The organism is Microbacterium croceum (assembly GCF_023091245.1).
GTDB lineage: Bacteria > Actinomycetota > Actinomycetes > Actinomycetales > Microbacteriaceae > Microbacterium > Microbacterium croceum.
The window spans coordinates 125,322-145,189 of record NZ_JAHWXN010000002.1 but is presented as its reverse complement, the minus strand read 5'-3'; the positions used below and the strand labels follow the sequence as shown (position 1 = coordinate 145,189).

20 protein-coding genes and 1 tRNA gene are annotated in these 19,868 nt (G+C 68.9%); 14 read left to right on the top strand and 7 right to left on the bottom strand.

Features of this window, described 5'->3' with window-relative positions:
- Together KZC51_RS14735 and KZC51_RS14730 are read right to left on the bottom strand one after the other, a co-directional pair.
- Nucleotides 1–495: a MarR family winged helix-turn-helix transcriptional regulator gene (locus tag KZC51_RS14735; protein WP_247630785.1), complete on the bottom strand. Its 495-nt coding sequence runs from the start codon at nucleotides 493–495 to the stop codon at nucleotides 1–3.
- 7 nt (nucleotides 496–502) lie between these two features.
- Nucleotides 503–1,003, bottom strand: a complete 501-nt coding sequence (locus KZC51_RS14730; RefSeq protein WP_247630784.1) for a GNAT family N-acetyltransferase — start codon at nucleotides 1,001–1,003, stop codon at nucleotides 503–505.
- 124 nt (nucleotides 1,004–1,127) lie between these two features.
- Here KZC51_RS14730 and KZC51_RS14725 point away from each other — a divergent pair.
- From KZC51_RS14725 to KZC51_RS14700, 6 genes are all read left to right on the top strand, one after another.
- A tRNA-Gln gene (locus tag KZC51_RS14725) sits at nucleotides 1,128–1,199 on the top strand.
- A gap of 1 nt (nucleotide 1,200) precedes the next feature.
- Entirely contained in the window at nucleotides 1,201–2,631 is a 1,431-nt protein-coding gene (gene glmU, locus KZC51_RS14720) for a bifunctional UDP-N-acetylglucosamine diphosphorylase/glucosamine-1-phosphate N-acetyltransferase GlmU (protein ID WP_247630783.1), read from the top strand.
- A 6-nt stretch (nucleotides 2,632–2,637) separates the two neighbouring features.
- Entirely contained in the window at nucleotides 2,638–3,672 is a 1,035-nt protein-coding gene (locus KZC51_RS14715; RefSeq protein ID WP_247630782.1) for a ribose-phosphate diphosphokinase, read from the top strand.
- 96 nt (nucleotides 3,673–3,768) lie between these two features.
- Entirely contained in the window at nucleotides 3,769–4,242 is a 474-nt protein-coding gene (locus KZC51_RS14710) for an FMN-binding protein (RefSeq protein ID WP_247630781.1), read from the top strand.
- Nucleotides 4,243–4,263: 21 nt separating this feature from the next.
- A complete protein-coding gene (locus KZC51_RS14705) occupies nucleotides 4,264–5,145 on the top strand; it encodes an FAD:protein FMN transferase (RefSeq protein ID WP_247630780.1) in 882 nt (293 codons plus the stop codon).
- Between the two features lie 15 nt (nucleotides 5,146–5,160).
- Nucleotides 5,161–6,735, top strand: coding sequence for an FAD-dependent oxidoreductase (locus KZC51_RS14700; RefSeq protein WP_247630779.1), 1,575 nt, complete (start codon nucleotides 5,161–5,163; stop codon nucleotides 6,733–6,735).
- A gap of 122 nt (nucleotides 6,736–6,857) precedes the next feature.
- Here KZC51_RS14700 and KZC51_RS14695 read toward each other — a convergent pair whose 3' ends face one another.
- A complete protein-coding gene (locus KZC51_RS14695) occupies nucleotides 6,858–8,324 on the bottom strand; it encodes a sensor histidine kinase (protein ID WP_247630778.1) in 1,467 nt (488 codons plus the stop codon).
- 47 nt (nucleotides 8,325–8,371) lie between these two features.
- Nucleotides 8,372–9,100 carry a response regulator transcription factor gene (locus KZC51_RS14690; protein ID WP_247630777.1) on the bottom strand — a complete coding sequence of 243 codons (729 nt, stop codon included), beginning with the start codon at nucleotides 9,098–9,100 and terminating at the stop codon, nucleotides 8,372–8,374.
- A 182-nt stretch (nucleotides 9,101–9,282) separates the two neighbouring features.
- Here KZC51_RS14690 and KZC51_RS14685 point away from each other — a divergent pair, with 182 nt between their 5' ends.
- Both KZC51_RS14685 and KZC51_RS14680 read left to right on the top strand, forming a co-directional pair.
- Nucleotides 9,283–10,758 (top strand): ABC transporter permease, encoded by a 1,476-nt coding sequence (locus tag KZC51_RS14685; protein ID WP_247630776.1) that lies wholly within the window; start codon nucleotides 9,283–9,285, stop codon nucleotides 10,756–10,758.
- A 52-nt stretch (nucleotides 10,759–10,810) separates the two neighbouring features.
- A complete protein-coding gene (locus tag KZC51_RS14680; protein ID WP_247630775.1) occupies nucleotides 10,811–11,536 on the top strand; it encodes an ABC transporter ATP-binding protein in 726 nt (241 codons plus the stop codon).
- A gap of 62 nt (nucleotides 11,537–11,598) precedes the next feature.
- On the opposite strand, the gene gnd is transcribed toward KZC51_RS14680, so the two are convergent.
- Nucleotides 11,599–13,047, bottom strand: a complete 1,449-nt coding sequence (gene gnd, locus KZC51_RS14675; protein ID WP_308194309.1) for an NADP-dependent phosphogluconate dehydrogenase — start codon at nucleotides 13,045–13,047, stop codon at nucleotides 11,599–11,601.
- 56 nt (nucleotides 13,048–13,103) lie between these two features.
- Nucleotides 13,104–13,994 (bottom strand): NAD(P)-dependent oxidoreductase, encoded by an 891-nt coding sequence (locus tag KZC51_RS14670; protein ID WP_247630774.1) that lies wholly within the window; start codon nucleotides 13,992–13,994, stop codon nucleotides 13,104–13,106.
- 98 nt (nucleotides 13,995–14,092) lie between these two features.
- Here KZC51_RS14670 and KZC51_RS14665 point away from each other — a divergent pair, with 98 nt between their 5' ends.
- The 5 genes from KZC51_RS14665 (at nucleotide 14,093) to KZC51_RS14645 (ending at nucleotide 18,790) form a co-directional block, all read left to right on the top strand.
- Entirely contained in the window at nucleotides 14,093–15,151 is a 1,059-nt protein-coding gene (locus KZC51_RS14665) for a D-2-hydroxyacid dehydrogenase (protein WP_247630773.1), read from the top strand.
- 19 nt (nucleotides 15,152–15,170) lie between these two features.
- Nucleotides 15,171–15,959, top strand: a complete 789-nt coding sequence (locus tag KZC51_RS14660; protein WP_247630772.1) for an IclR family transcriptional regulator — start codon at nucleotides 15,171–15,173, stop codon at nucleotides 15,957–15,959.
- Between the two features lie 123 nt (nucleotides 15,960–16,082).
- On the top strand, nucleotides 16,083–17,501 hold the full coding sequence (locus KZC51_RS14655; RefSeq protein ID WP_247630771.1) for an MFS transporter: 1,419 nt from the start codon (nucleotides 16,083–16,085) through the stop codon (nucleotides 17,499–17,501).
- Nucleotides 17,502–17,541: 40 nt separating this feature from the next.
- The gene (locus KZC51_RS14650) at nucleotides 17,542–18,273 is read left to right on the top strand and encodes a fumarylacetoacetate hydrolase family protein (protein WP_247630770.1); all 732 of its coding nucleotides are present in this window, start codon (nucleotides 17,542–17,544) and stop codon (nucleotides 18,271–18,273) included.
- 19 nt (nucleotides 18,274–18,292) lie between these two features.
- Entirely contained in the window at nucleotides 18,293–18,790 is a 498-nt protein-coding gene (locus tag KZC51_RS14645) for a gluconokinase (RefSeq protein WP_247630769.1), read from the top strand.
- A 108-nt stretch (nucleotides 18,791–18,898) separates the two neighbouring features.
- On the opposite strand, the gene KZC51_RS17750 is transcribed toward KZC51_RS14645, so the two are convergent.
- The gene (locus tag KZC51_RS17750) at nucleotides 18,899–19,024 is read right to left on the bottom strand and encodes a hypothetical protein (RefSeq protein WP_281732142.1); all 126 of its coding nucleotides are present in this window, start codon (nucleotides 19,022–19,024) and stop codon (nucleotides 18,899–18,901) included.
- A gap of 223 nt (nucleotides 19,025–19,247) precedes the next feature.
- Here KZC51_RS17750 and KZC51_RS14640 point away from each other — a divergent pair, with 223 nt between their 5' ends.
- Nucleotides 19,248–19,856 carry a 50S ribosomal protein L25/general stress protein Ctc gene (locus KZC51_RS14640; protein WP_247630768.1) on the top strand — a complete coding sequence of 203 codons (609 nt, stop codon included), beginning with the start codon at nucleotides 19,248–19,250 and terminating at the stop codon, nucleotides 19,854–19,856.
- Nucleotides 19,857–19,868: the final 12 nt, after the last annotated feature.

Here is a 19,868-nt window from a genome sequence, read left to right as displayed (position 1 = left end):
TCACGCGTCGAAGCTCAGGCTGAGCTTGCGCAGCAGTCCGGCCAGGCGGTCGCGATCTCCGCGCGAGAGGGCCTGCAGCAGAGCGGCCTCGACGTCGACCAGCCGGGTGATCGCGGCGTCCACGCGGATGCGCCCGTCATCGGTCAGGATCACCAGCACACTGCGTCCGTCGCCCGGATCAGCCTCACGGCGCACGAAGCGACGGCCGACGAGGCGGTCGATCCGGTTCGTCATGGTGCCGCTGGAGACCAGGGTCTGCTGCAACAGCTGCTTGGGCGAGAGCTGGAAGGGGGCACCGGCACGGCGCAGCGCCGACAGCACGTCCCACTCCCACGGCTCGAGATCGCTGCGGCGGAAGACGTCGCGGCGTGCGCGATCCAGGTGTCGCGACAGGCGGTCCATGCGCGACAGCACCTCGAGGGGCGAGAAGTCGAGGTCGGGCCGCTGCGTGTTCCACGCGCCGACGATCCGATCGACCTCGTCCGTTGCGCTCATCCCTCCATTATCGCGTGCGCTCGCTCGGCGGCTCGCCGTCGACCGCGTCCAGGGACAGCGTCATGAACGTGCTGTGCGGATCGGGGAGGTAGCGGCCGAACGGTGCGCACTCCACGAAACCAGCGCGCGCGTAGAGAGCGCGGGCCGGGCGGAAGAAGTCCTGACTGCCGGTCTCGAGCGAGATCCGGCGGACGCCGCGCGCCACGGCATCCGCCTGCAGGAACGACAGCATCGCCGTCGCGAGCCCTCGTCCGCGCTGCGCGGGGTCCGTGCGCATCGACTTGAGCTCCTCGTGCTCCTCGTCGATCGGGGCGAGTGCGCCCGTCGAGAGCGGGCGCCCGTCCTCCACCGCGGCGAAGAGCCGCACGCCCGGTGCCAGGAGATCGGCGAGCGGCAGTGCATGCTGACTCTCCGGAGGCGCCGTCCCCGCCATGTCCCGATGGTGGGCGCGCAGGAATGCCGCGAGTTGCGGAGTAGCGGTCTCGATGCGCTCGATGACGATGTTCACGGTGACATCATCGCGGGCTCGTGTTTCGCGCGGATGACGACCGCGACGCCTGTTTCGCGGACGCGCCGGGCCGGGGCCCCGGGCGTGGCAGAATTGACCGGTGGCGTCCCTCGGGGCGGCACGGTCCGCCGTGGTGTAATGGCAGCACGACAGCCTTTGGAGCTGTGAGGTCTAGGTTCGAGTCCTGGCGGCGGAGCATGACAGAGAACAATCTCGCGATCATCATCCTCGCAGCGGGCCAAGGCACTCGCATGAAGTCGCGCCTGCCGAAGGTGCTTCATGCGATCGGCGGACGTCCGCTGGTCGGGCACGTGCTCACCACGGCCGCCGTGCTGGAGGCGGCTCACGTCGAGGTCGTCGTGCGCCATGAGCGCGACCAGGTCGTCACGGCCCTGAGCAAGGACTATCCGCACGCGATCTTCATCGACCAGGATGACGTCCCCGGCACCGGTCGTGCGGTGCAGGTCGCGATCGATGCGCTTCCTGCCGACTTCGACGGCGATGTGCTCGTGCTCTCCGGCGACGTTCCGCTGCTCGAGGCCAGCACGCTCCAGGCGCTCATCGCCGGGCACCGGGCCGCGGAGGCCGCAGCCACCCTGCTGAGCGCCCGACTCGAGGACCCGAGCGGATACGGCCGTGTGATCCGCGACGCCGACGGCACCGTGCAGCGCATCGTCGAGCAGAAGGATGCCACGGCCGAAGAGGCCGCCGTCACCGAGATCAACGCGGGCGTCTACGTGTTCCGGGCGCCGGAGCTGCGCACCTACCTCGCTCAGGTCGGTCAGGACAACGCGCAGGGGGAGATGTACCTCACCACCGTGATCGAGCTGCTCCGCGCTGCCGAGCAGCGCGTGGCCGCCGAGATCGCGATCGACACCGCGTCGACCTTCGGGATCAACGACCGCGTGCAGCTCGCCGAAGCGGGGCGCGTGCTCAACGACCGCATCGTGCGCAGGTGGCAGCGCGAAGGGGTCACGGTCATCGACCCGGCGACGACCTGGATCGATGACGACGTGACGCTTGCCCCCGACGTCACCATCCTCCCCAACAGCCACATCCTGCGCGCCACGATCGTCGGCGCGGGGGCGATCATCGGACCGGACACGACGCTGGTCGCGTGCGAGGTCGGCGAGGACGCGAGCGTTCGTCGCACCGACGCCACGCACTCCGTGATCGGCGCCGGAGCCACCGTCGGACCGTTCTCGTACCTGCGCGCCGGCACCGTGCTGGGCCCGAAGGGCAAGATCGGCGCCTACGTCGAGACGAAGAACGCCGAGATCGGCGAGGGCAGCAAGGTCCCGCACCTCTCGTACGTCGGAGACGCGACGATCGGTCGTGGCGTCAACCTCGGCGCGAGCACCATCACCGCCAACTACGACGACGTGAACAAGCACCGCACGGTGATCGAGGATGAGGTTCACACCGGCTCGCACACGGTGCTCGTCGCGCCCGTTAGGCTGGGAGCCGGCGCGAAGACCGGCGCCGGTGCCGTCGTCCGCAAGGATGTCCCCGCCGGCGCTCTGGCCATGACCGTCGCGCCTCAGCGCAACATCGACGGCTGGGTCGAGAAGAACAGGGCAGGAACGGGTGCGGCGGACGCCGCAGCCCGAGAACGAGCGGCGGAATAGGCGAACATGGCGCGCAAGAAGAAGACGGTCGAACTGGATCGCGACAACGGCATCGCGCCGGGACTGGTCGCCAAGACGAAGAAGCGGTTGGTGGTCGCCGGTGGGCGCTCGCACCCGCAGCTTCTCGCCGATGTCGCCGCGTCGCTCGGCACCGAGATCGCTCCGACAGAGCACCGCACGTTCGCGTCGGGTGAGATCTACGCGCGGTTCGAGGTCTCGATCCGCGGCTGCGATCTGTTCCTGATCCAGACCTTCGGTGAGCCGGTGAACGAGTGGCTCATGGAGACGCTGATCATGATCGACGCCGCCAAGCGCGCATCGGCCAAGCGCATCACGGTCGTCGCTCCCTACTATCCGTATTCCCGGCAGGACAAGAAGGGCCGCGGTCGCGAGCCGATCAGCGCCCGTCTCGTCGCCGACCTGCTGAAGACCGCCGGCGCCGACCGCGTCATGAGCGTGGACCTGCACGCCGCGCAGATCCAGGGCTTCTTCGACGGACCCGTCGACCACCTGTTCGCCAAGCCCGTGCTGCTGGACCACTTCAAGCGCACGCTGAGCCCGGCGGACCGCGAGATCCTCACGGTCGTCTCGCCCGACATGGGGCGCGTCCGCGTGGCCGACACCTGGTCGGACAGCCTCGGCGCTCCGCTCGCCATCATCCACAAGCGTCGTGACCCCAAGGTTGCGAACCAGGTCTCGGTGCACGAGATCGTGGGAACGGTCGAGGGACGCACCTGCCTGCTGGTCGACGACATGATCGACACGGGTGGCACGATCGTCAAGGCCGCGCAGGCGCTCAAGGCTGCAGGCGCCCACCGCGTCATCGTCGCGGCGACCCACGCGATCTTCAGCGACCCGGCATCCGAGCGCCTCCAGGACTCCTCCATCGACGAGGTCGTCATCACCGACACGATCCCGCTGACCGAGTCCCGTCGCTGGGACGGTCTCACGATCCTCCCGATCGCGCCGCTGCTGGCGCGCGCGATCCACGAGGTGTTCGAGGACGGTTCCGTGACGAGCATGTTCGGAGGGGACGCCTAGGCAAGGCATCGGCCTCCCACAGCCCGCGCATAGGCCGAATCCCTACGGTCGATTCACAGGCATACAGTTGTCTCTCATCGAGCCGGGAGGACCCTCATGATCCGCACGACCGTACCGACCTCTGTCCGCAAGGGTTCCGCCCTCGTCGGAATCGCAGGGCTCTTCGTCCTCGCAGGCTGCTCCGGCACGCCTGCGGCAGAAGACACCTCGAACTCCGGTGAGAGCAGCTCAGCGCCGTCCAGCTCCAGCACCGGGTCCGACAGCGCCTCTGGTACCTACGTCGACGGCACCTACACCGCGGACGGCTCGTACCAGACTCCCGAGAGCGTCGAGAAGATCTCCGTGACGCTCACGCTCGCCGATGGCGTCGTGACCGACGTCGAAGTGACCGGCGATCCGCAGGCGCGTGAGACCGAGCAGTACCAGGGCGCGTTCATCGACGGCATTGCCGCAGAGGTGGAGGGCAAGTCCATCGACGATCTGAACGTCAGCCGCGTGGCGGGGTCCTCGCTCACCAGCGGCGGCTTCAACGCCGCCGTCGAGTCGATCAAGGAGCAGGCAGCCGCCTGACCCGGCGACCCGCGGCACATCATGGCGATCTGGCAGTTCGACGCGATCGGCACCCGCTGGGAGATCGAGACCGCCGCAGAGGTGACGTCCGACGCCCGGGCTCTGGTCTCGGCCGAGATCGAGCGGTTCGACCGCGAGTGGTCGCGCTTCCGGGCAGACTCCGGCGTGACCCGGTTGGGGACGGAGGGCGGCGCTCTCGTCTCGGCGGATGCCGGAACCATGCTCGACGCGTACCGTGAGCTGTCGCGTGCGACCGGGGGCGCGGTCAACCCGCTGGTGGCGCAGAGCCTCGACGCTCTCGGCTACGACGCGGACTACTCGCTGACCGCCGGAGTGCCGCGGCCGGCTCCCGAGGCGTGGCAGGAGCGCATCAGCTGGACCGCGCACGCCGTGCAGGCTCCCGCTCCGGTGCTCCTCGATGTGGGGGCGCTCGGCAAGGGACGGCTGGTGGATCTCGTCGCGGCGGCGCTGGCCTCCGTCCCGGGTGCGCTGGTCGTCGACGCCGGTGGCGACATGCGGGTGCGCGGCGTGCAGACGCGCGTCGCGCTGGAGCATCCGTATGACGCGACCAAGGCGATCGGGGTCGTCACGCTCACCGACGGTGCGCTGTGCGCCTCCGCCATCAACCGACGCGCGTGGGGCGATGGTCTGCATCACGTGCTCGATGCGCGAACCGGAATGCCCGTGCGCACCTGGGCGGCGACGTGGGCGCTCGCGCCGGACGCGATGACGGCGGATGCCGTCGCCACCGCTCTGTTCTTCGACGGCGGGCCCGAGCTCGCCGCGGAGTGGGACGTGGAGTGGGTGCGCATGAGCACCGACGGCCGCGTCCAGCGCTCACCCGGCTGCGACGCCGAACTGTTCCTCGCGGGCGCCACCCGCGCCCCTGCACCCTCGAACTAGGGAAGAGTGGACCACGTGATCACCGCATTCACCGCCGCCCGACAGCGGGTGCTCGCCCTGCTGGGTGCCCTGTCGATGTACCGCCTGGTGCTGTTCGCCCTCATGACGCTGGCGGTGATCGCCTTCCTGCTCTCGCTGCTGGGGGTGATCGTCTCGCCCACGCCGGTCGAGATGCTCGTATCCTTCGTGGTGCTCGCGGTGGTCATCTCCGGGGTGGATGCCGCGGCGCAGCGCGTCATCCGGCTGCCCTGGCGCATCGAATCGTCTCTGGTCACGGCGCTGATCCTGCTGTTCGTGCTGCGTCCGGGGCTCGAACCCACCACGCTGCTGGGGCTCGCGGTGGCTGGTGCCCTCGCGAGCCTGTCGAAGTACCTGATCGCCTGGCGCGGGCGGCACATCCTGAACCCGGCGGCATTCGGTGCCGCATTCGTCTCGATCCTCGGCTCCTTCGGGGCGTTCGAGTGGTTGGGCACCTCCGCGTCGTGGTGGGTCGGCACGCCGTCGCTCGCCCTCCCGGTGGCACTGCTCGGGCTCGCCGTGCTGTGGCGCACCGAGAAGGTGCGGGTGGTGCTGCTCTTCCTGGTCGTCGCGCTCGGGACCTCGCTCGTGCGACAGCTCGTGCAGGCGCAGCAGTTCGACGTCGCCTTCGACTTCTCCACCGCTGTGCAGTTCGCGCTGCTGCAGTCGCCGTTCCTGTTCCTCGGCGCCTTCATGCTCTCCGAGCCGCTGACGCTGCCGCCCCGCCGGTGGCAGCAGCTCTCGGTCGCCGTGCTGGTGGGACTGCTGGCGGGATGGCCGATCTCCGTCGCCGGCCTGTTCACGCTCGGTCAGGAGCGCGCGCTGCTGATCGGCAACCTGCTGGCGTTCGCGTTCGCCCTGCGCGGCTCGGTGCGTCTCGTGCTCGAACGACGGGCCTTCATCACCCCCACGGCACAGGAGCTCACCTTCCGCGCGAAGGGCAAGCTCGCATTCCTCCCCGGCCAGTACCTCGAACTGGATGTGCCGCACCACCGGCCGGACGCGCGTGGCACTCGTCGCGAGTTCAGCATCGTATCGGCGCCGGCCGACCTTCCCACGCTCCGCATCGCCTACAAGAACGGCGACCAGAAGCACCCGTCCAGCTATAAGCGGGCGCTCGCCGAGGCGCAGCCCGGTGCGGTGCTCGCCGTCACAGGCACCTGGGGCGACTTCATCCTGCCGCGCGGCGAGACTCCGGTGCTCATGCTCGCGGCCGGGATCGGCGTCACGCCGTTCGTCTCGCAGCTGCGTCAACTGCAGGCCACGGGGGAGCGGCGCGATGTGGTGCTGGTATACGTCGCCGCGGAGGCTGCAGAGCTGGCGTTCCGTGATGAGCTGGCCGCGACCGGTGTGCGCACCATCGTGTTCACGAAGGACGAGCCCGCCGATCTCCCCGCGCACTGGACCTGGGCGCAGGGTGCCCGCCTGGACGCCGCTGGCCTCGAGCGTGCGGTCGGCGATCTCGGCAGCCGTCACGCGTTCATCTCGGGCCCGCCACGGCTGATCGCCGACCTCGCGCCGGCGTTGCAGAAGGCCCGCAGCCTCACGACCGACGCCTTCGCCGGCTACTGAGACCTGCGTTCCGTCGCGCGACGCGAAGGAGATCTCACGACCTGAAGGACCGAACCCTCGGATTCCTCCTTCATCCCGTGAGATCTCCTGCGGGTCGCGCGGCCGACAGACCGGCACCCGAGTCAGGACGCGGAATCGGATGCCGCGCTGTGGGTCGGGTTCACCGGGATCCGCACCGTGAAGGTGGTGTCGCCCGGCTCGCTGGCAACGGTGATGTGACCGCCGTGACCCTCCACGATCGCCTTTGCGATGGCGAGCCCGAGTCCCGTACCGCCGGTCTGCCTGGCACGGGAGCTGTCGCCGCGGGCGAAGCGCGCGAAGAGCTCGTCGCGCACATCGGGGTCGATACCGGGTCCGTTGTCGTGCACGCGGAGCACGGCCTCGTCATCCTCCTGGGCGACGCTCAGGGTGATCACGGTGCCGGCGGGGGTGTGTGTGCGCGCGTTGGCGAGCAGATTCGCCACGACCTGATGCATACGTCCGGCGTCGCCGACGATCACGACAGGCTCGTCCGGAACCTCGATGCTCCACTCATGATCGATTGCCGTCGGGCGGGCGTCTGAGAGGCCTTCGAGAGCGAGCTGGGCCAGGTCGACCGTGCCGTAGACGAGTTCTCGCCCCTCATCGAGGCGTGCCAGCAGCAGCAGATCCTCGACGAGGCGGGTCATCCGCAGCGACTGGGCCTGGATGCGCTCGAGCGATGACGTGGTGCCCTCGATCGCCTCCTCCGGCGACTGCTTGCTCAGTGCGCGGAGGGAGAGTTCGGAGTATCCGCGGATGGAAGCCAGCGGCGTCCGTAGTTCGTGGCTGGCATCGGCGACGAAGCGCCGCATCCGCTCTTCGTTCTTCTGCCGCGCGGCGAGCGAGGCATCGACGTGATCCAGCAGCGTGTTCAGGGACGCGCCCACAAGCCCGGTCTCGGTGCGGGGATCGGATTGGGACGCCGGGATGCGTTCCGTGATGGTCACTTCGCCGCGGTCGAGCGGTTGATTCGCGACGCGCATCGCCGTGGCGGCCACCGCTCGCAGCGGTCGGAGGCTGACCCTGATCGTGATCGCCGTGGTCAGTGCGAGCAGGATGAGTCCGCCGAGCGTCGCCAGCGCGATCACCGTGAGCAGGGTCGCGAGCTGGTTCTGGATGTCGTCGCGGGGGAGTCCCGTCACGATCAGGACACCGCTCGGCGTCGTGCTGACGGCGACGCGATAGGAGCCGACGTTCTCGATCGTGGCGTTCGCGATGTGCTCGGTGCCGAGCGCCGTGGCGATCTGCGCGAGCTGCGCATTGGTCAGCGTCGTCGCCGTGCCGGTGATGGCGCCCTCGTCCGTCGAGATGATCACACCGCTCGCTCCCGTGACCTGGCTGAAGACCGCGAACAGCAGGCCCGGCGACACGGGAGGGAGCTGTGCAGGCAGCACGTTGTCGACGGTCGCCTTGCTCGGCGGTACCTGCTCCACCAAGGTGCTGAGACCGCGGGCGTTGGTATAGAGCTTCTCGTCGAGCTGCTGCTCCATGGTGGTGGTCAGCAGTGCACTGGTGATCACGGCGACGATCACGAGGATGAGCGAGACGAACCCGATCACGGCGGTCATGAGCCGTGTCTGCAGGCTCATCGGGCGCCGCATCATCCCCGTCCTGCTCACTGAGGCGCCTTGATCATGTAGCCGACGCCGCGAACGGTGTGCAACAGCGGTGTGCGCCCCGCGTCGATCTTCTTGCGCAGGTACGAGATGTACAGCTCGACGACGGACGACTTGCCGCCGAAGTCGTAGCTCCACACGCGGTCGAGGATCTGCGCCTTCGACAGCACTCGGCGCTCGTTGCGCATCAGGTAGCGGAGCAGTTCGAACTCGGTCGCGGTGAGGTCGATCTCGGTGCCGTCGCGCATGACCTCATGGCTGTCTTCGTTGAGGGTGAGGTCGGCGACACGGAGGATCGACTGACCGTCGTCGGCGGTGGCGTGGCCGGTGCGACGGATGATGGCGCGCAGTCGCGCGATCACCTCCTCCAGGCTGAAAGGCTTGGTGACGTAGTCGTCGCCGCCCGCGGTCAGGCCGGCGACGCGATCGCCGACGGCATCCTTCGCGGTCAGGAACAGCACGGGCACGAGGTTCCCGGATTCGCGCAGCCTCTTCAGCACGGCCATGCCGTCGAGATCGGGCATCATGATGTCGAGCACGAGGGCGTCGGGTTCGAACTCGCGGGCGACCTGGAGCGCTTCGAGGCCGGATGAGGCCGTGCGCACCTCCCAGCCCTCCATCCGCAGCGCCATCGCGAGAAGATCGGTGAGCATCTGCTCGTCATCGACGGCGAGGATGCGCAGGGGGGAGCCGTCGGGGCGGCGCAGTTCGGGGAGGTCGTTGCTCATGCGACCATTCTGCGGAATCTCCTATGTGATTTCTATGGAGAAGGCTATGTCTTGTCTGGGAAGGTGCGGGGACGCGCGGATGCGGCGCCCCATAGCGTTCTCATCATCCGCCCCTCGAATCCGCATAGCGGCGCTCCCTAACGTCGATCCCGCCCCGCGATGTCCGCGGCAGAAGGAGACAGATGTACGGAACATATCTGCGGCGCGAACTCGCCGGCCGCAAGAAGCAGACCATGATCGTCGCGATCGGGTTGGCGATAGCGATCGCCCTCGTGATCATCGTGAACGCGCTCACCGCCGGTGTGCGCGATGCCCAGGCGCAGGCCCTGGAATCCGTGTACGGCGTCGGCACCGACCTCACCGTCACCGGCGCCGCCGCTGAGCCGGGGGAGGGTGGTGGCCCCCGGTTCGAGTTCGATGCGGACTCCGGAGAGACCGACGGCGACACCACGACGCTGAACCAGTCGAGGCTCAGCACCGACTTCACGCGGGGCACGCTCGACGCCTCCGTGCTCGACACGGTCGCCTCCACCGACGGGGTGGCTGCAGCGGCCGGTGCGTTGAGCCTCACGAACTCCACGTTCTCCGGCGAGCTTCCCAGCGGCGGCTTCGGCCCGCCGGATGACGCAGAAGGCGGCATGCCGGCAGAAGGCCAGGCACCGCCGGCCGGCGGAGCGGACGGCGCCGGTGGAGGTGCTTTCGATGTCGACTCGTTCTCGGTGCTCGGCATCGATCCCGCAGCGACGGCCATCGGCCCACTCGCCTCCGTCGAGGTCAGCGACGGCCGTGCGTTCGAGGGCGACGACAGCGGCGCCCTCGTCGCCCTCGTCGACAGCACCTACGCCACGACGAACGAGATCGCGGTCGGTGACACCATCGACGTCGCCGGCTCCGATGTCGAGGTCGTCGGCATCCTCACCTCCACGTCCGGCACCGCCGACACCGCGGCGAACGTCTACCTCCCTCTCGACATCGCGCAAGAGCTCGCGGGGGTGGACGACGTCATCTCCACGGTCTACGTGCAGGCGGACTCTGCAGCCTCGATCGACTCCGTTCAGGCAGCGCTCGCCGATGAGCTGCCCGATGCGACGGTCACCTCCGAGGCCGAACTCGCGTCGACCGTCTCCGGCTCGCTCTCCAGCGCCACGTCTCTCATCACCAATCTCGGTACCTGGCTCTCGATCATCGTGCTCGCGGTCGCCGTGCTGCTGTCGGTGCTGCTCACCCTCTCGGGCGTCGGGCGACGCACCCGTGAGTTCGGAACGCTCAAGGCGATCGGCTGGTCGAACGGCCGCGTCGTGCGTCAAGTGGCCGGTGAATCCATGGTGCAGGGCCTCATCGGCGGCGCCGTCGGACTCGTGCTCGGCATCGCGGGCATCGTGGCGATCAACATCATCCGTCCGACTGTGGCGGCGACGACCGCCAGTTCGACTCCGGCGGGCCCCGGAGGAATGGGCGGCGGTCCCACCGGCGGCGCAGGGGGTCCGATGTTCCAGGCCACCCAGGCGGCGGACATCGTCTTGCAGGCGCCGTTCACTCCGTGGGTGCTGGTCGCAGCCGTCGGACTCGCCGTGCTCGGCGGACTGATCGCCGGAGCGTTCGGCGGATGGCGCGCCGCGCGACTCAGCCCGGCTGAGGCGCTCCGGTCGGTGGCCTGACCAACCCGGACGACGCCCGCCACCTCAGACACTCGATCCCAAGGAGACAGACATGACCATTGCAGACCTGGCGCCCACGGCGCCGACGACAGAAGAGAACCGACCGCTGTATCGCGCGACGGGCGTCACTCGCACCTACGCGCAGAAGGGGCGGACGGTGAAGGCGCTGACCGGGGTGGACCTGGAGATCATGCCCGGAGAGTTCGTCACGATCCAGGGCCCGACCGGGGGAGGGAAGTCGACCCTGCTGCAGCTGCTCGGTGCTCTCGATTCTCCGTCGACGGGCTCGCTCCTGCTGAACGGAAAGGAGCTCGCGACCGCTTCGGCGAAGGAGCTCGGACGTATCCGGGCCGAGGAGATCGGTTTCGTCTTCCAGGGGTTCAATCTCATCCCCACGCTCACCGCCGCGGAGAACGTGAACATGGCTCTGGAGCCGATGAGGCTCGACAAGGCGGAGCGGCTGCGGCGGGTGGTCGAGGCGCTCGCGCACGTCGGGCTCGCGGACCGCGGGGATCATCTGCCCACCGAGCTCTCCGGCGGACAGCAGCAGCGTGTGGCGATCGCACGGGCGATCGTGAAGCGACCGCGCGTGCTGCTCGCGGATGAACCGACGGGCAACCTCGACGAGAGCATGCGTGACGAGATCCTCGCGCTGCTCGAGTCGCTGTGCGCGGAGGGCATCACGATGATCCTGGTCACCCACGATTCGGCAGTCGCCCGTCGTGCCACGCGGCGCCTCCGGCTCTCGAAGGGGACGGTGCAGGACATCACCCGCTGAGGAATGCAGCGAAAAGGGGGCCCGGTGTCAGCCGGGCCCCCTTCATGCTGTCCGTGACGGCGTCAGTGGGTGTCTTCTGCTTCGATCTCGGTGCGGTCGCCGGACCACTGGGTGTGGAACGTGCCCGGCTTGTCGATGCGCTTGTAGGTGTGTGCACCGAAGAAGTCGCGCTGCCCCTGCACGAGAGCGGCGGGGAGCCGGTCGGCCCGGATGCCGTCGTAGTACGACAGCGAGGACGAGAACGCGGGGGCGGGGATGCCGGCGGCCGCGGCGGCGATGACGACGCGGCGCCACGCGGCCTGGGCACGGGTGATGGCCTCGGTGAAGTACGGGGCGGTGAGCAGCACCGGCAGTGCAGGCTCGGCGGCGTACGCGTCGGCGATGCGGTTGAGGAACTGGGCGCGGATGATGCACCCGCCGCGCCAGATCTTCGAGATGGCTCCGAGGTCGATGTTCCAGTCGTATTCAGCGGCACCGGCACGGATCTCATCGAATCCCTGCGAGTAGGCGACGATCTTGGACGCGTACAGGGCCAGGCGCACGTCCTCGATGAACGCGTCCGGGTCGGCGACCGTGAAGGCGTCGTCCGGGCCGGGGAGCGATCCGGCGACGGCGCGCTGTTCCGGGTGGGACGACAGCGACCGGGCGAAGGTGGCTTCCGCGATACCGGACACGGGAACGCCGAGGGCGAGTGCGGTCTGCACCGTCCAGGCGCCCGTGCCCTTGGCGCCGGCCTGGTCGAGGATCACGTCGACCAGCGGCTTGCCGGTGTCGGCGTCGACCTGGCGAAGCACCTCGGCGGTGATCTCGATCAGGTACGACTCGAGTTCGCCGCGGTTCCACTCCGCGAAGATCTCCGCGATCTCCGCGGGGGTCTTGCCGGTACCGCGACGGATCAGGTCGTACGCCTCGGCGATCAGCTGCATGTCGGCGTATTCGATGCCGTTGTGCACCATCTTCACGAAGTGGCCGGCGCCGTCGTGGCCGACGTGCGTGACGCACGGCTCGCCCTCGGCGACCGCGGCGATCGACTTCAGGATCGGGCCGAGCGTGACCCAGGACTCGTCGGAGCCACCGGGCATGATCGACGGACCCAGCAGGGCACCTTCTTCACCACCGGAGATGCCGGCGCCGACGAAGTTGATGCCCGTCTCGCGGACGGCCTTCTCGCGGCGGATCGTGTCGGGGAAGTACGCGTTGCCGCCGTCGACGATGATGTCGCCGGGCTCGAACACCTCGACCAGCGAGTCGATCACGGCGTCGGTGGGGCCACCGGCCTTGACCATGATGATCGCCGTGCGCGGCTTCTGCAGGCTGTCCGCGAACTCCTGGTAGGTCTGGGCCGGGACGAACTCGGCCTCCGGGTGCGCATCGAGAAGGGACTGCGTCTTCTCGTAGCTGCGGTTGAAGATCGCCACCGTGTTCCCCTCGCGGCTGGCGAGGTTGCGGGCGAGATTCGACCCCATGACGGCGAGTCCGACGACTCCGATGTTCGCTGATGCTTCGGGCACAGATGGCTCCTCGATCGTGAAGAAGGTGTGGTTTCAGGGTATCGCTGTGTACGGGCTCAGGGTGCCGCTGTGTCACGGTTCGCGACGAAGCGGCGTGTGACGCTGATGTCGCGGTCGCCGAGGCCGTCCGCGACGATCTCCTGGAACGCCGCGCGGAGGGTGGGCAGCAGGATCGTCGCCGTCCCGGTGGCATCGGCGATGTCGGCGGCGTACCCGAGGTCCTTCACCATGTACTGCGCGATCCCGCTGGGGGAGTCGTCGCCGGAGACGAGCTTCTCCTTGCGCGAGTCGAGCAGGCGGGAGCCGGCGTACCCGCCGCCGAGCAGCGACCAGAGCGCGTCGAGGTCGAGACCAGATCGCTCGGCGAGGACGGTGGCCTCGCCGAGCGCCAGGATCGTCGCCGAGACGACGAGCTGATTGCAGGCCTTGGCGACCTCGCCGGCACCCAGGGGGCCGAGGTGGACAGGGGAGCCGCACGCCGCGAGCACCTCGGCGGCGATCGCGGCGTCGTCGTCCGCGCCCCCGAGCATGATCGACAGCGTTCCGGCGATCGCGCCATCCTCTCCGCCCGACACCGGGCAGTCCACGATGCGCACGCGCCCCTCGGTCTCATCGTGCAGGCGTTCGGCCAGTCTCCGCACAGCAGGTGCGGAGGAGGTCGAGCCGATCAGGACCAGCAGCTCGCCCGAACCTGCGAGCAGGCCGTCCGGCCCGTCGAGCAACTCCTCGAGCTGCGGGAGATCGGGGAGCATCACGAGCAGGACGTCTACGCTGGAGGCGAGCGCGCGTGGCGTCTCCGCCCAGGTCGCTCCTGCAGCGACGAGTTCGGGTTGGGGGCGGCGCGCGTGGATCACGAGGTGACCGCGGGCGGCCAGGAGATGATCGGCCATGGGGCGACCCATGACGCCGAGACCGATGACGCCGACGTCGGCGGTGGAGGCATTCATGGTGTCACGGTAGCAAAGATCCAACCCAGCGGACAGGGTTCAACTAGATGGATCTGAGCTAGAGTGGCACCCATCGACTTCCCGAGGAAGGGATCAACATGGCCGGAACCGAGAACCGCTTGCGTGTCGTCGTGGCGGTGCCGTTGCGCGAGGAGCTCTGCCGATTGATCGAGGAGCTCGAACCGCGGATCGAGCTCATCCGCGATCACACGCTGCTTCCGCCGATGCGCGGTCCGGCCGATTGGTCGGGCGACCCGGAGTTCGTCCGCGCGCCTGAGCAGCAGGAGGCGTTCGAAGCGCTGGTGGATTCGGCGGATGCGCTCTTCGGCATCCCCGATGTCTCGGCATCAGAGCTGGCGCGCACCGTCGATGCGAACCCCGGCCTTCGCTGGGTGATGACCACGGCCGCCGGTGGCGGTGGCACCGTGAAGGCTGCTGACCTGGACCGCGCGGCGCTGGATCGTGTCGTCTTCACCACGAGCGCCGGCGTGCATGGTGGTCCGCTGGCGGAGTTCGCGGTGTTCGGGGTCATCGCCGGGGCCAAGGGGTTGCCTCGGCTGCTCGCCGATCAGTCCAGCCGCACGTGGCCTGACCGCTGGGAGATGCGTCAGGTCGACGAGATGACCGTCCTGGTCGTCGGCCTCGGCGGGATCGGCGTGGAGTGCGCTCGTCGGTTCTCCGCGCTCGGCGCGAGGGTCTGGGGCACGACGCGCTCCGGGGACGCGGTCGAGCACGTCGAGCGGCTCGTGCCGCTCGATCAGCTCGTGGCCGCCGTCGCGGAGGTCGATGCGATCGTCGTGACGCTTCCCGGCACCGCCCAGACGCACCACCTGATCGACGCCGAGGTGCTCGCCGCGGTGAAGCCCGGCGCGATCATCGCGAGCGTCGGACGCGGCACGGTCATCGACGAGGAGGCGCTGCTGGCGGCGCTCGACGATGAGCGGATCTCCTTCGCGGCGTTGGACGTCTTCGAGCAGGAGCCGCTCGAGGAGTCGTCGCCGCTGTGGACGCATCCGCGCGTGCTGGTCAGCCCGCACACAGCAGCGCTCAACTCGAAGGAGGAGGAGCGGATCGCACGCCGCTTCGCCGAGAACGCGGCGCGCCTGTTGGATGGCGAGCCGCTGCGCGCGGTCGTCGATACGGTCGAGTTCTACTGACCACGAGAAAGGCCGGCGCATGGATGACGATAGTCGCGAGGGACGCGATCCCGCACCGGCGGTGACGCGCAGCATCCGTCTGCTGGGACTGCTCGCCGAGGCGGGAGGTCCGCGCACGCTCACCGAGCTCGCGGGTGATCTCGGGCTGGCGAAGTCGTCGACCGCGAACCTCTGCCTCGCCCTCGAGGGTGGGGGCATGATCGAGCGGACCCCGCAGGGCTACCGTCTCGGGCTGCGCACCGCCGAACTGGGGGGCGCCTTCGCCGCGCAGTTCAATCAGGTGCGTGAGTTCTACAGCGTCTGCGAAGCGTCGCCGGTGCTGCACACCGAGCTGGTGCAGGTCGCCATGCTCGACGGCTCCGATGCCCTGTACCTCGCGCGCCACGAGGGCTCGCAGTCGCTGCGGCTCGGTACGCCGCTCGGATCGCGCCTGCCGGCACCGCTCTCGGCGACCGGGCGCGCGCTGCTGTCCGCGATGACCGATGCCGAGGTCATCGCACTGTTGGGCGAGGGCGCCGTGTTCCCCGCGCTCACCGAGCGCAGCACCACCACGATGAGTGCGCTGTTGGACGTGCTCCAGGCGGCGCGACGCCGCGGCTGGTCCATCGATGCCGAGGAGTCGCTGCGCGGCGTCGTCGGCGTGGCGGTGCCGCTGAGCGCCTGGGCGCCGTCCGATCCGCCGCTCGCTCTCGGTGTGGCGATCAGGGCGGGCGAGGCGGATTACGAGCGCATCGAACGTGTCGGCGGAGCGCTCCGCGAGGCTGCCGCCGTCCTCACGAACCCGTTCAGCGCCGCCGCCCGGCGCTGACCCTGGCGCCCACGGGTATCCGTCGAGAAGATTACTGCGCCCGGCGTCCGTCCAAAGGGTTGAACTGCATTCAACAGGCTGGTATCGTCGTGCTCACGCCGTTGGCGAAGCCGATCGAAGGAGATGGCAGTGACCAAGACCAGCACCCCCGCCGAAGCAGTGCCGGATGACCCGGAGTACGCGGCGAATCTGCGCAGGGCGACGCTCGCCTCGAGCATCGGCAGCGCACTGGAGTACTTCGATTTCGCCCTGTACGGGCTCTCGACGGCCCTGATCTTCAATGTCCTGTTCTTCTCGCAGGACGACCCCGCCATGGCGACGGTCGCGGCGTTCGCGACGTTCGGCGTCGGCTTCCTGGCGCGCCCGTTCGGCGGTCTGTTCTTCGGCGTGCTCGGTGACAAGCTCGGACGCAAGTGGGTGCTGGTCGCCACCATCCTGCTCATGGGAGGGGCATCGACCGCCATCGGACTGCTGCCCACCTACGAGGCCATCGGACTCTGGGCGCCGGTCCTGCTGGTGCTGATGCGACTGCTGCAGGGGTTCGGCGCCGGTGCCGAGCAGGCGGGTGCGACCGTCCTGATGGCCGAGTACGCACCGGTCAAGCGCCGCGGATTCTTCTCCGCGCTGCCGTTCATCGGCATCCAAGCGGGCACCCTGCTCGCGGCCGTCGTGTTCAGCCTGATCACGCTGCTCCCGGAGGACCAGCTGCTGAGCTGGGGCTGGCGCGTTCCGTTCCTGGCATCGTTCGTGCTGATCCTCCTCGCCCTCTTCATCCGCATGCGCCTGCGCGAGACGCCGACCTTCGTCGAGCTCGAGAAGCACGAGCAGATCGCGGAACGGCCCATCCGCGACATCTTCACGCACGGTCTGCCCGGCGTCATCGTCGGCATCGGCCTGCGGATGGCCGAGAACGGCGGTTCGTACATGTTCAACACGCTGGGGCTGGCGTTCTTCGTGGCCGTCGCCGGCGACACCGCCGATCGGAGCCTGCTCACCTGGGGCGTCACGCTCGGGTCGCTGATCGGCATCTTCTCGGTGCCCCTCACCGGGCATCTGTCCGATCGCTTCGGCCGTCGCACCGTGTACCGCTTCGGTGCGGTGTTCATGCTGATCTACACGTTCCCTGCGTGGTGGCTGCTGTCGCTCGGCAACCACGCGATCGCCATCGGCGCGATCGCGATCGGCATCGGCGTCGCGGTGAACAGCATGCTCGGACCGCAGTGTGCCATGCTCCCTGAGCTGTTCGGCAACCGTCACCGCTACCTCGGCGTCGCGATGGCCCGAGAGATCTCCGCGGTGCTGGCCGGTGGCCTCGCCGGAGTGCTCGGCGCCTATCTGATCGCCGTCACCGGCGGCAACTGGGTGCTGCTCGCGATCTATATGGCCGTGCTCGCGCTGATCACCACCGCCTCCACGTTCCTCGCTCCCGAGACTCTGCGTCGCGACCTCACGCGTATCGACGACGCGATCAAGGTGTCTCGCGGCGAGGGTGGCGATGACGTGTTCGCGACGACCGTGTCGATCGCGGCGGTCGGTCGATGAGCGGCGCGTTGCTGCCTCCGATCACGATGGCGGTCATCTGATGCGCATCGTGCGGGTCGCGACGTCGGCGGGTCCGCGCTTCGCCAGGCTCGAGGGCTCGGGCTTCGTCCCCATCGAGGATCCGTTCCTCGCGGCTGCCGAGGGCCGCCTGCCCTCGGATGCCGGAGGCCCCGTCGACGGCGCGATCATCGCCCCCGTCGATCCCCTCGTCGTGGTGGGCATCGCACAGAACGGTCCGGCGCATCCCTCGCCGGTGCAGGCCTGGCTGAAGAGCCCACGCACCGTCGTCGGCTCCGGCACCGCGGTGCGAGTCCGGAGAGACGCGGGAACCCCGGTCGCGGAAGGCGAGATCGCCGTCGTGATCGCACGGCCCACGATCGGTCTCACCGTGGAGAACGCACACGAGTTCGTGCTCGGGGTCACAGCGGTCAACGACCTCTCCAGCCCCGATCGGGGGCAGTGGGACCCGCGCAACTTCGAATCGAAGTCGGGGGACGGGTACACGCCGCTCGGGCCGTGGATCGAGACCGGGGCCGACATCGACGACGTCGAGCTGGAGCTGCTGGTCGACGACGTCGTGGTGTGCGCGACGGGCAGTCGCGACCTGCCGATGTCGATCCGTGAGTGCCTGGCCTACGTCGCCTCGTGGTCGCCGCTCGGCCCCGGCGATGTCGTCATGACCGGAGCCCCTCGCGCGCAGACCGCGGTGGCCCATGGTCAGACGGTCACTGTGCGGGTTGCGAGAATGGAACTGGTCACTCCGCTGGTGTGACCGGTGGAGTGATGGAGGAGTGGTAGTGCGGATCGTCGTGATGGGACCGAGCGGGTCGGGCAAGTCCACGGTCGGGCGCTCGCTCGCCGAGCGCGTCGGCGCACGATTCATCGACGCCGACGACCTGCATCCGCGCACCAACGTCGAGAAGATGGCGGCCGGGATCCCGCTCGACGACGCGGATCGGATGCCGTGGCTCACGGTCGTGGGTGCAGCCCTCCGAGATGCCGAGCACATCGTGATCGCCTGCTCGGCGCTCAAGCGCTCCTATCGCGACGCGATCCGTGCCCAGTCGCCGGATGCGTTCTTCGCCGAGCTCTCGGTCAGTCGAGCGGCTCTCGAGGCCAGGGTCCGCTCGAGAGGGGACCATTTCATGCCGGCATCGCTGGTGGAGTCGCAGCTGCAGACGTGGGAGCCGCTGCAGGCGGACGAGCGGGGCATCAGCGTCGACGAGTCGGCGGATGTCCACGAAGCGACCTCCATCATCAGCGCGGCCACGGAGACGTGCGCCGGGTGATGCGTGGGCCGGGTGATGCGTGGGCCGGGTGATGCGTGGGCCGGGTGATGCGTGGGCCGGGTGATGCGTGGGCCGGGTGATGCGTGGGCGGGGGTGGAGCCCGGAGCGTCAGTCCTTGCGGTAGCCCGACCGGCCGAGAGCGAAGAGTGCGACGAACGACGTCACAGCGGCGCACACGGTCATCGCTCCGATGACCCAGAGGAGTACGTGCGAGAGGAAGGCGCCGTCGAGCATGAGGTCTCCGTGATCTGCAGAAGGGAACGGTGTTCTCAGCCTATCGGGTCATCCGGTACCATTGAGCCTGTACCTCGGCGAGGGATGCTTCAGCGCGTGCGCTGTCATCCGTTATCGACGCGGCGAAGCAAGCCCGGTGGCTTTCCTCACGCGTCTGCGTTCGAGATCACTATTCACAGACCACCGCGCGGCACCTTCGCTGCGTGTTCCGAAGGAGAACCTCATGTCTGAAGACACCAAGGTCCACGCCGAGCTCCGCGCGAGCTTCGGCAAGGGCTTCGCCCGTCGCCTGCGCGCCGCCGGCAAGATCCCCGCCGTCATCTACGGTCACGGCACCGAGCCCGTGCACGTCGCATTGCCGGGCCACCAGGTCTCGCTGCTCCTGCGCCGCGCCAACGCGCTGCTCGAGCTCGACATCGAGGGCACGCCCCAGCTCGCCCTGGTCAAGGACGTCCAGAAGGACCCCGTGCACCAGATCATCGAGCACATCGACCTCCTCGTCGTGAAGAAGGGCGAGAAGGTCGCCATCGACGTTCCGATCATCGTCGTGGGCGAGCCGGCTGCCGGCACGACCGTCAACCAGGACGCCAACACGATCTCGATCGAGGCCGAGGCGACCCACATCCCGCAGAACATCGAGGTGTCGGTCGAGGGTCTCGAAGACGGCGCGCACATCACCGCTGCCGACGTCGTGCTCCCCAAGGGCTCGTCGCTGCTCACCGACGCCGACGTGCTCGTCGTCGCGATCTCGATCCCCGCCGAGCAGGACCTCGGCGAAGAGGACGAGGCCGCTGAGGGCGAAGCAGCAGCCGAGGAGGCCGCCGCGGAGTGATCTCCGCCAGTT

Bases quoted from the DNA above. Each gene is read 5' to 3' on its own strand.
- KZC51_RS14735 (WP_247630785.1), bottom strand. From the start codon at position 495: ATGAGCGCAACGGACGAGGTCGATCGGATCGTCGGCGCGTGGAACACG.
- glmU (WP_247630783.1), top strand. From the start codon at position 1,201: ATGACAGAGAACAATCTCGCGATCATCATCCTCGCAGCGGGCCAAGGC.
- KZC51_RS14715 (WP_247630782.1), top strand. From the start codon at position 2,638: ATGGCGCGCAAGAAGAAGACGGTCGAACTGGATCGCGACAACGGCATC.
- KZC51_RS14710 (WP_247630781.1), top strand. From the start codon at position 3,769: ATGATCCGCACGACCGTACCGACCTCTGTCCGCAAGGGTTCCGCCCTC.
- KZC51_RS14705 (WP_247630780.1), top strand. From the start codon at position 4,264: ATGGCGATCTGGCAGTTCGACGCGATCGGCACCCGCTGGGAGATCGAG.
- KZC51_RS14695 (WP_247630778.1), bottom strand. From the start codon at position 8,324: ATGACCGCCGTGATCGGGTTCGTCTCGCTCATCCTCGTGATCGTCGCC.
- KZC51_RS14690 (WP_247630777.1), bottom strand. From the start codon at position 9,100: ATGAGCAACGACCTCCCCGAACTGCGCCGCCCCGACGGCTCCCCCCTG.
- KZC51_RS14685 (WP_247630776.1), top strand. From the start codon at position 9,283: ATGTACGGAACATATCTGCGGCGCGAACTCGCCGGCCGCAAGAAGCAG.
- KZC51_RS14680 (WP_247630775.1), top strand. From the start codon at position 10,811: ATGACCATTGCAGACCTGGCGCCCACGGCGCCGACGACAGAAGAGAAC.
- KZC51_RS14670 (WP_247630774.1), bottom strand. From the start codon at position 13,994: ATGAATGCCTCCACCGCCGACGTCGGCGTCATCGGTCTCGGCGTCATG.
- KZC51_RS14665 (WP_247630773.1), top strand. From the start codon at position 14,093: ATGGCCGGAACCGAGAACCGCTTGCGTGTCGTCGTGGCGGTGCCGTTG.
- KZC51_RS14660 (WP_247630772.1), top strand. From the start codon at position 15,171: ATGGATGACGATAGTCGCGAGGGACGCGATCCCGCACCGGCGGTGACG.
- KZC51_RS14655 (WP_247630771.1), top strand. From the start codon at position 16,083: ATGGCAGTGACCAAGACCAGCACCCCCGCCGAAGCAGTGCCGGATGAC.
- KZC51_RS14650 (WP_247630770.1), top strand. From the start codon at position 17,542: ATGCGCATCGTGCGGGTCGCGACGTCGGCGGGTCCGCGCTTCGCCAGG.
- KZC51_RS17750 (WP_281732142.1), bottom strand. From the start codon at position 19,024: ATGCTCGACGGCGCCTTCCTCTCGCACGTACTCCTCTGGGTCATCGGA.
- KZC51_RS14640 (WP_247630768.1), top strand. From the start codon at position 19,248: ATGTCTGAAGACACCAAGGTCCACGCCGAGCTCCGCGCGAGCTTCGGC.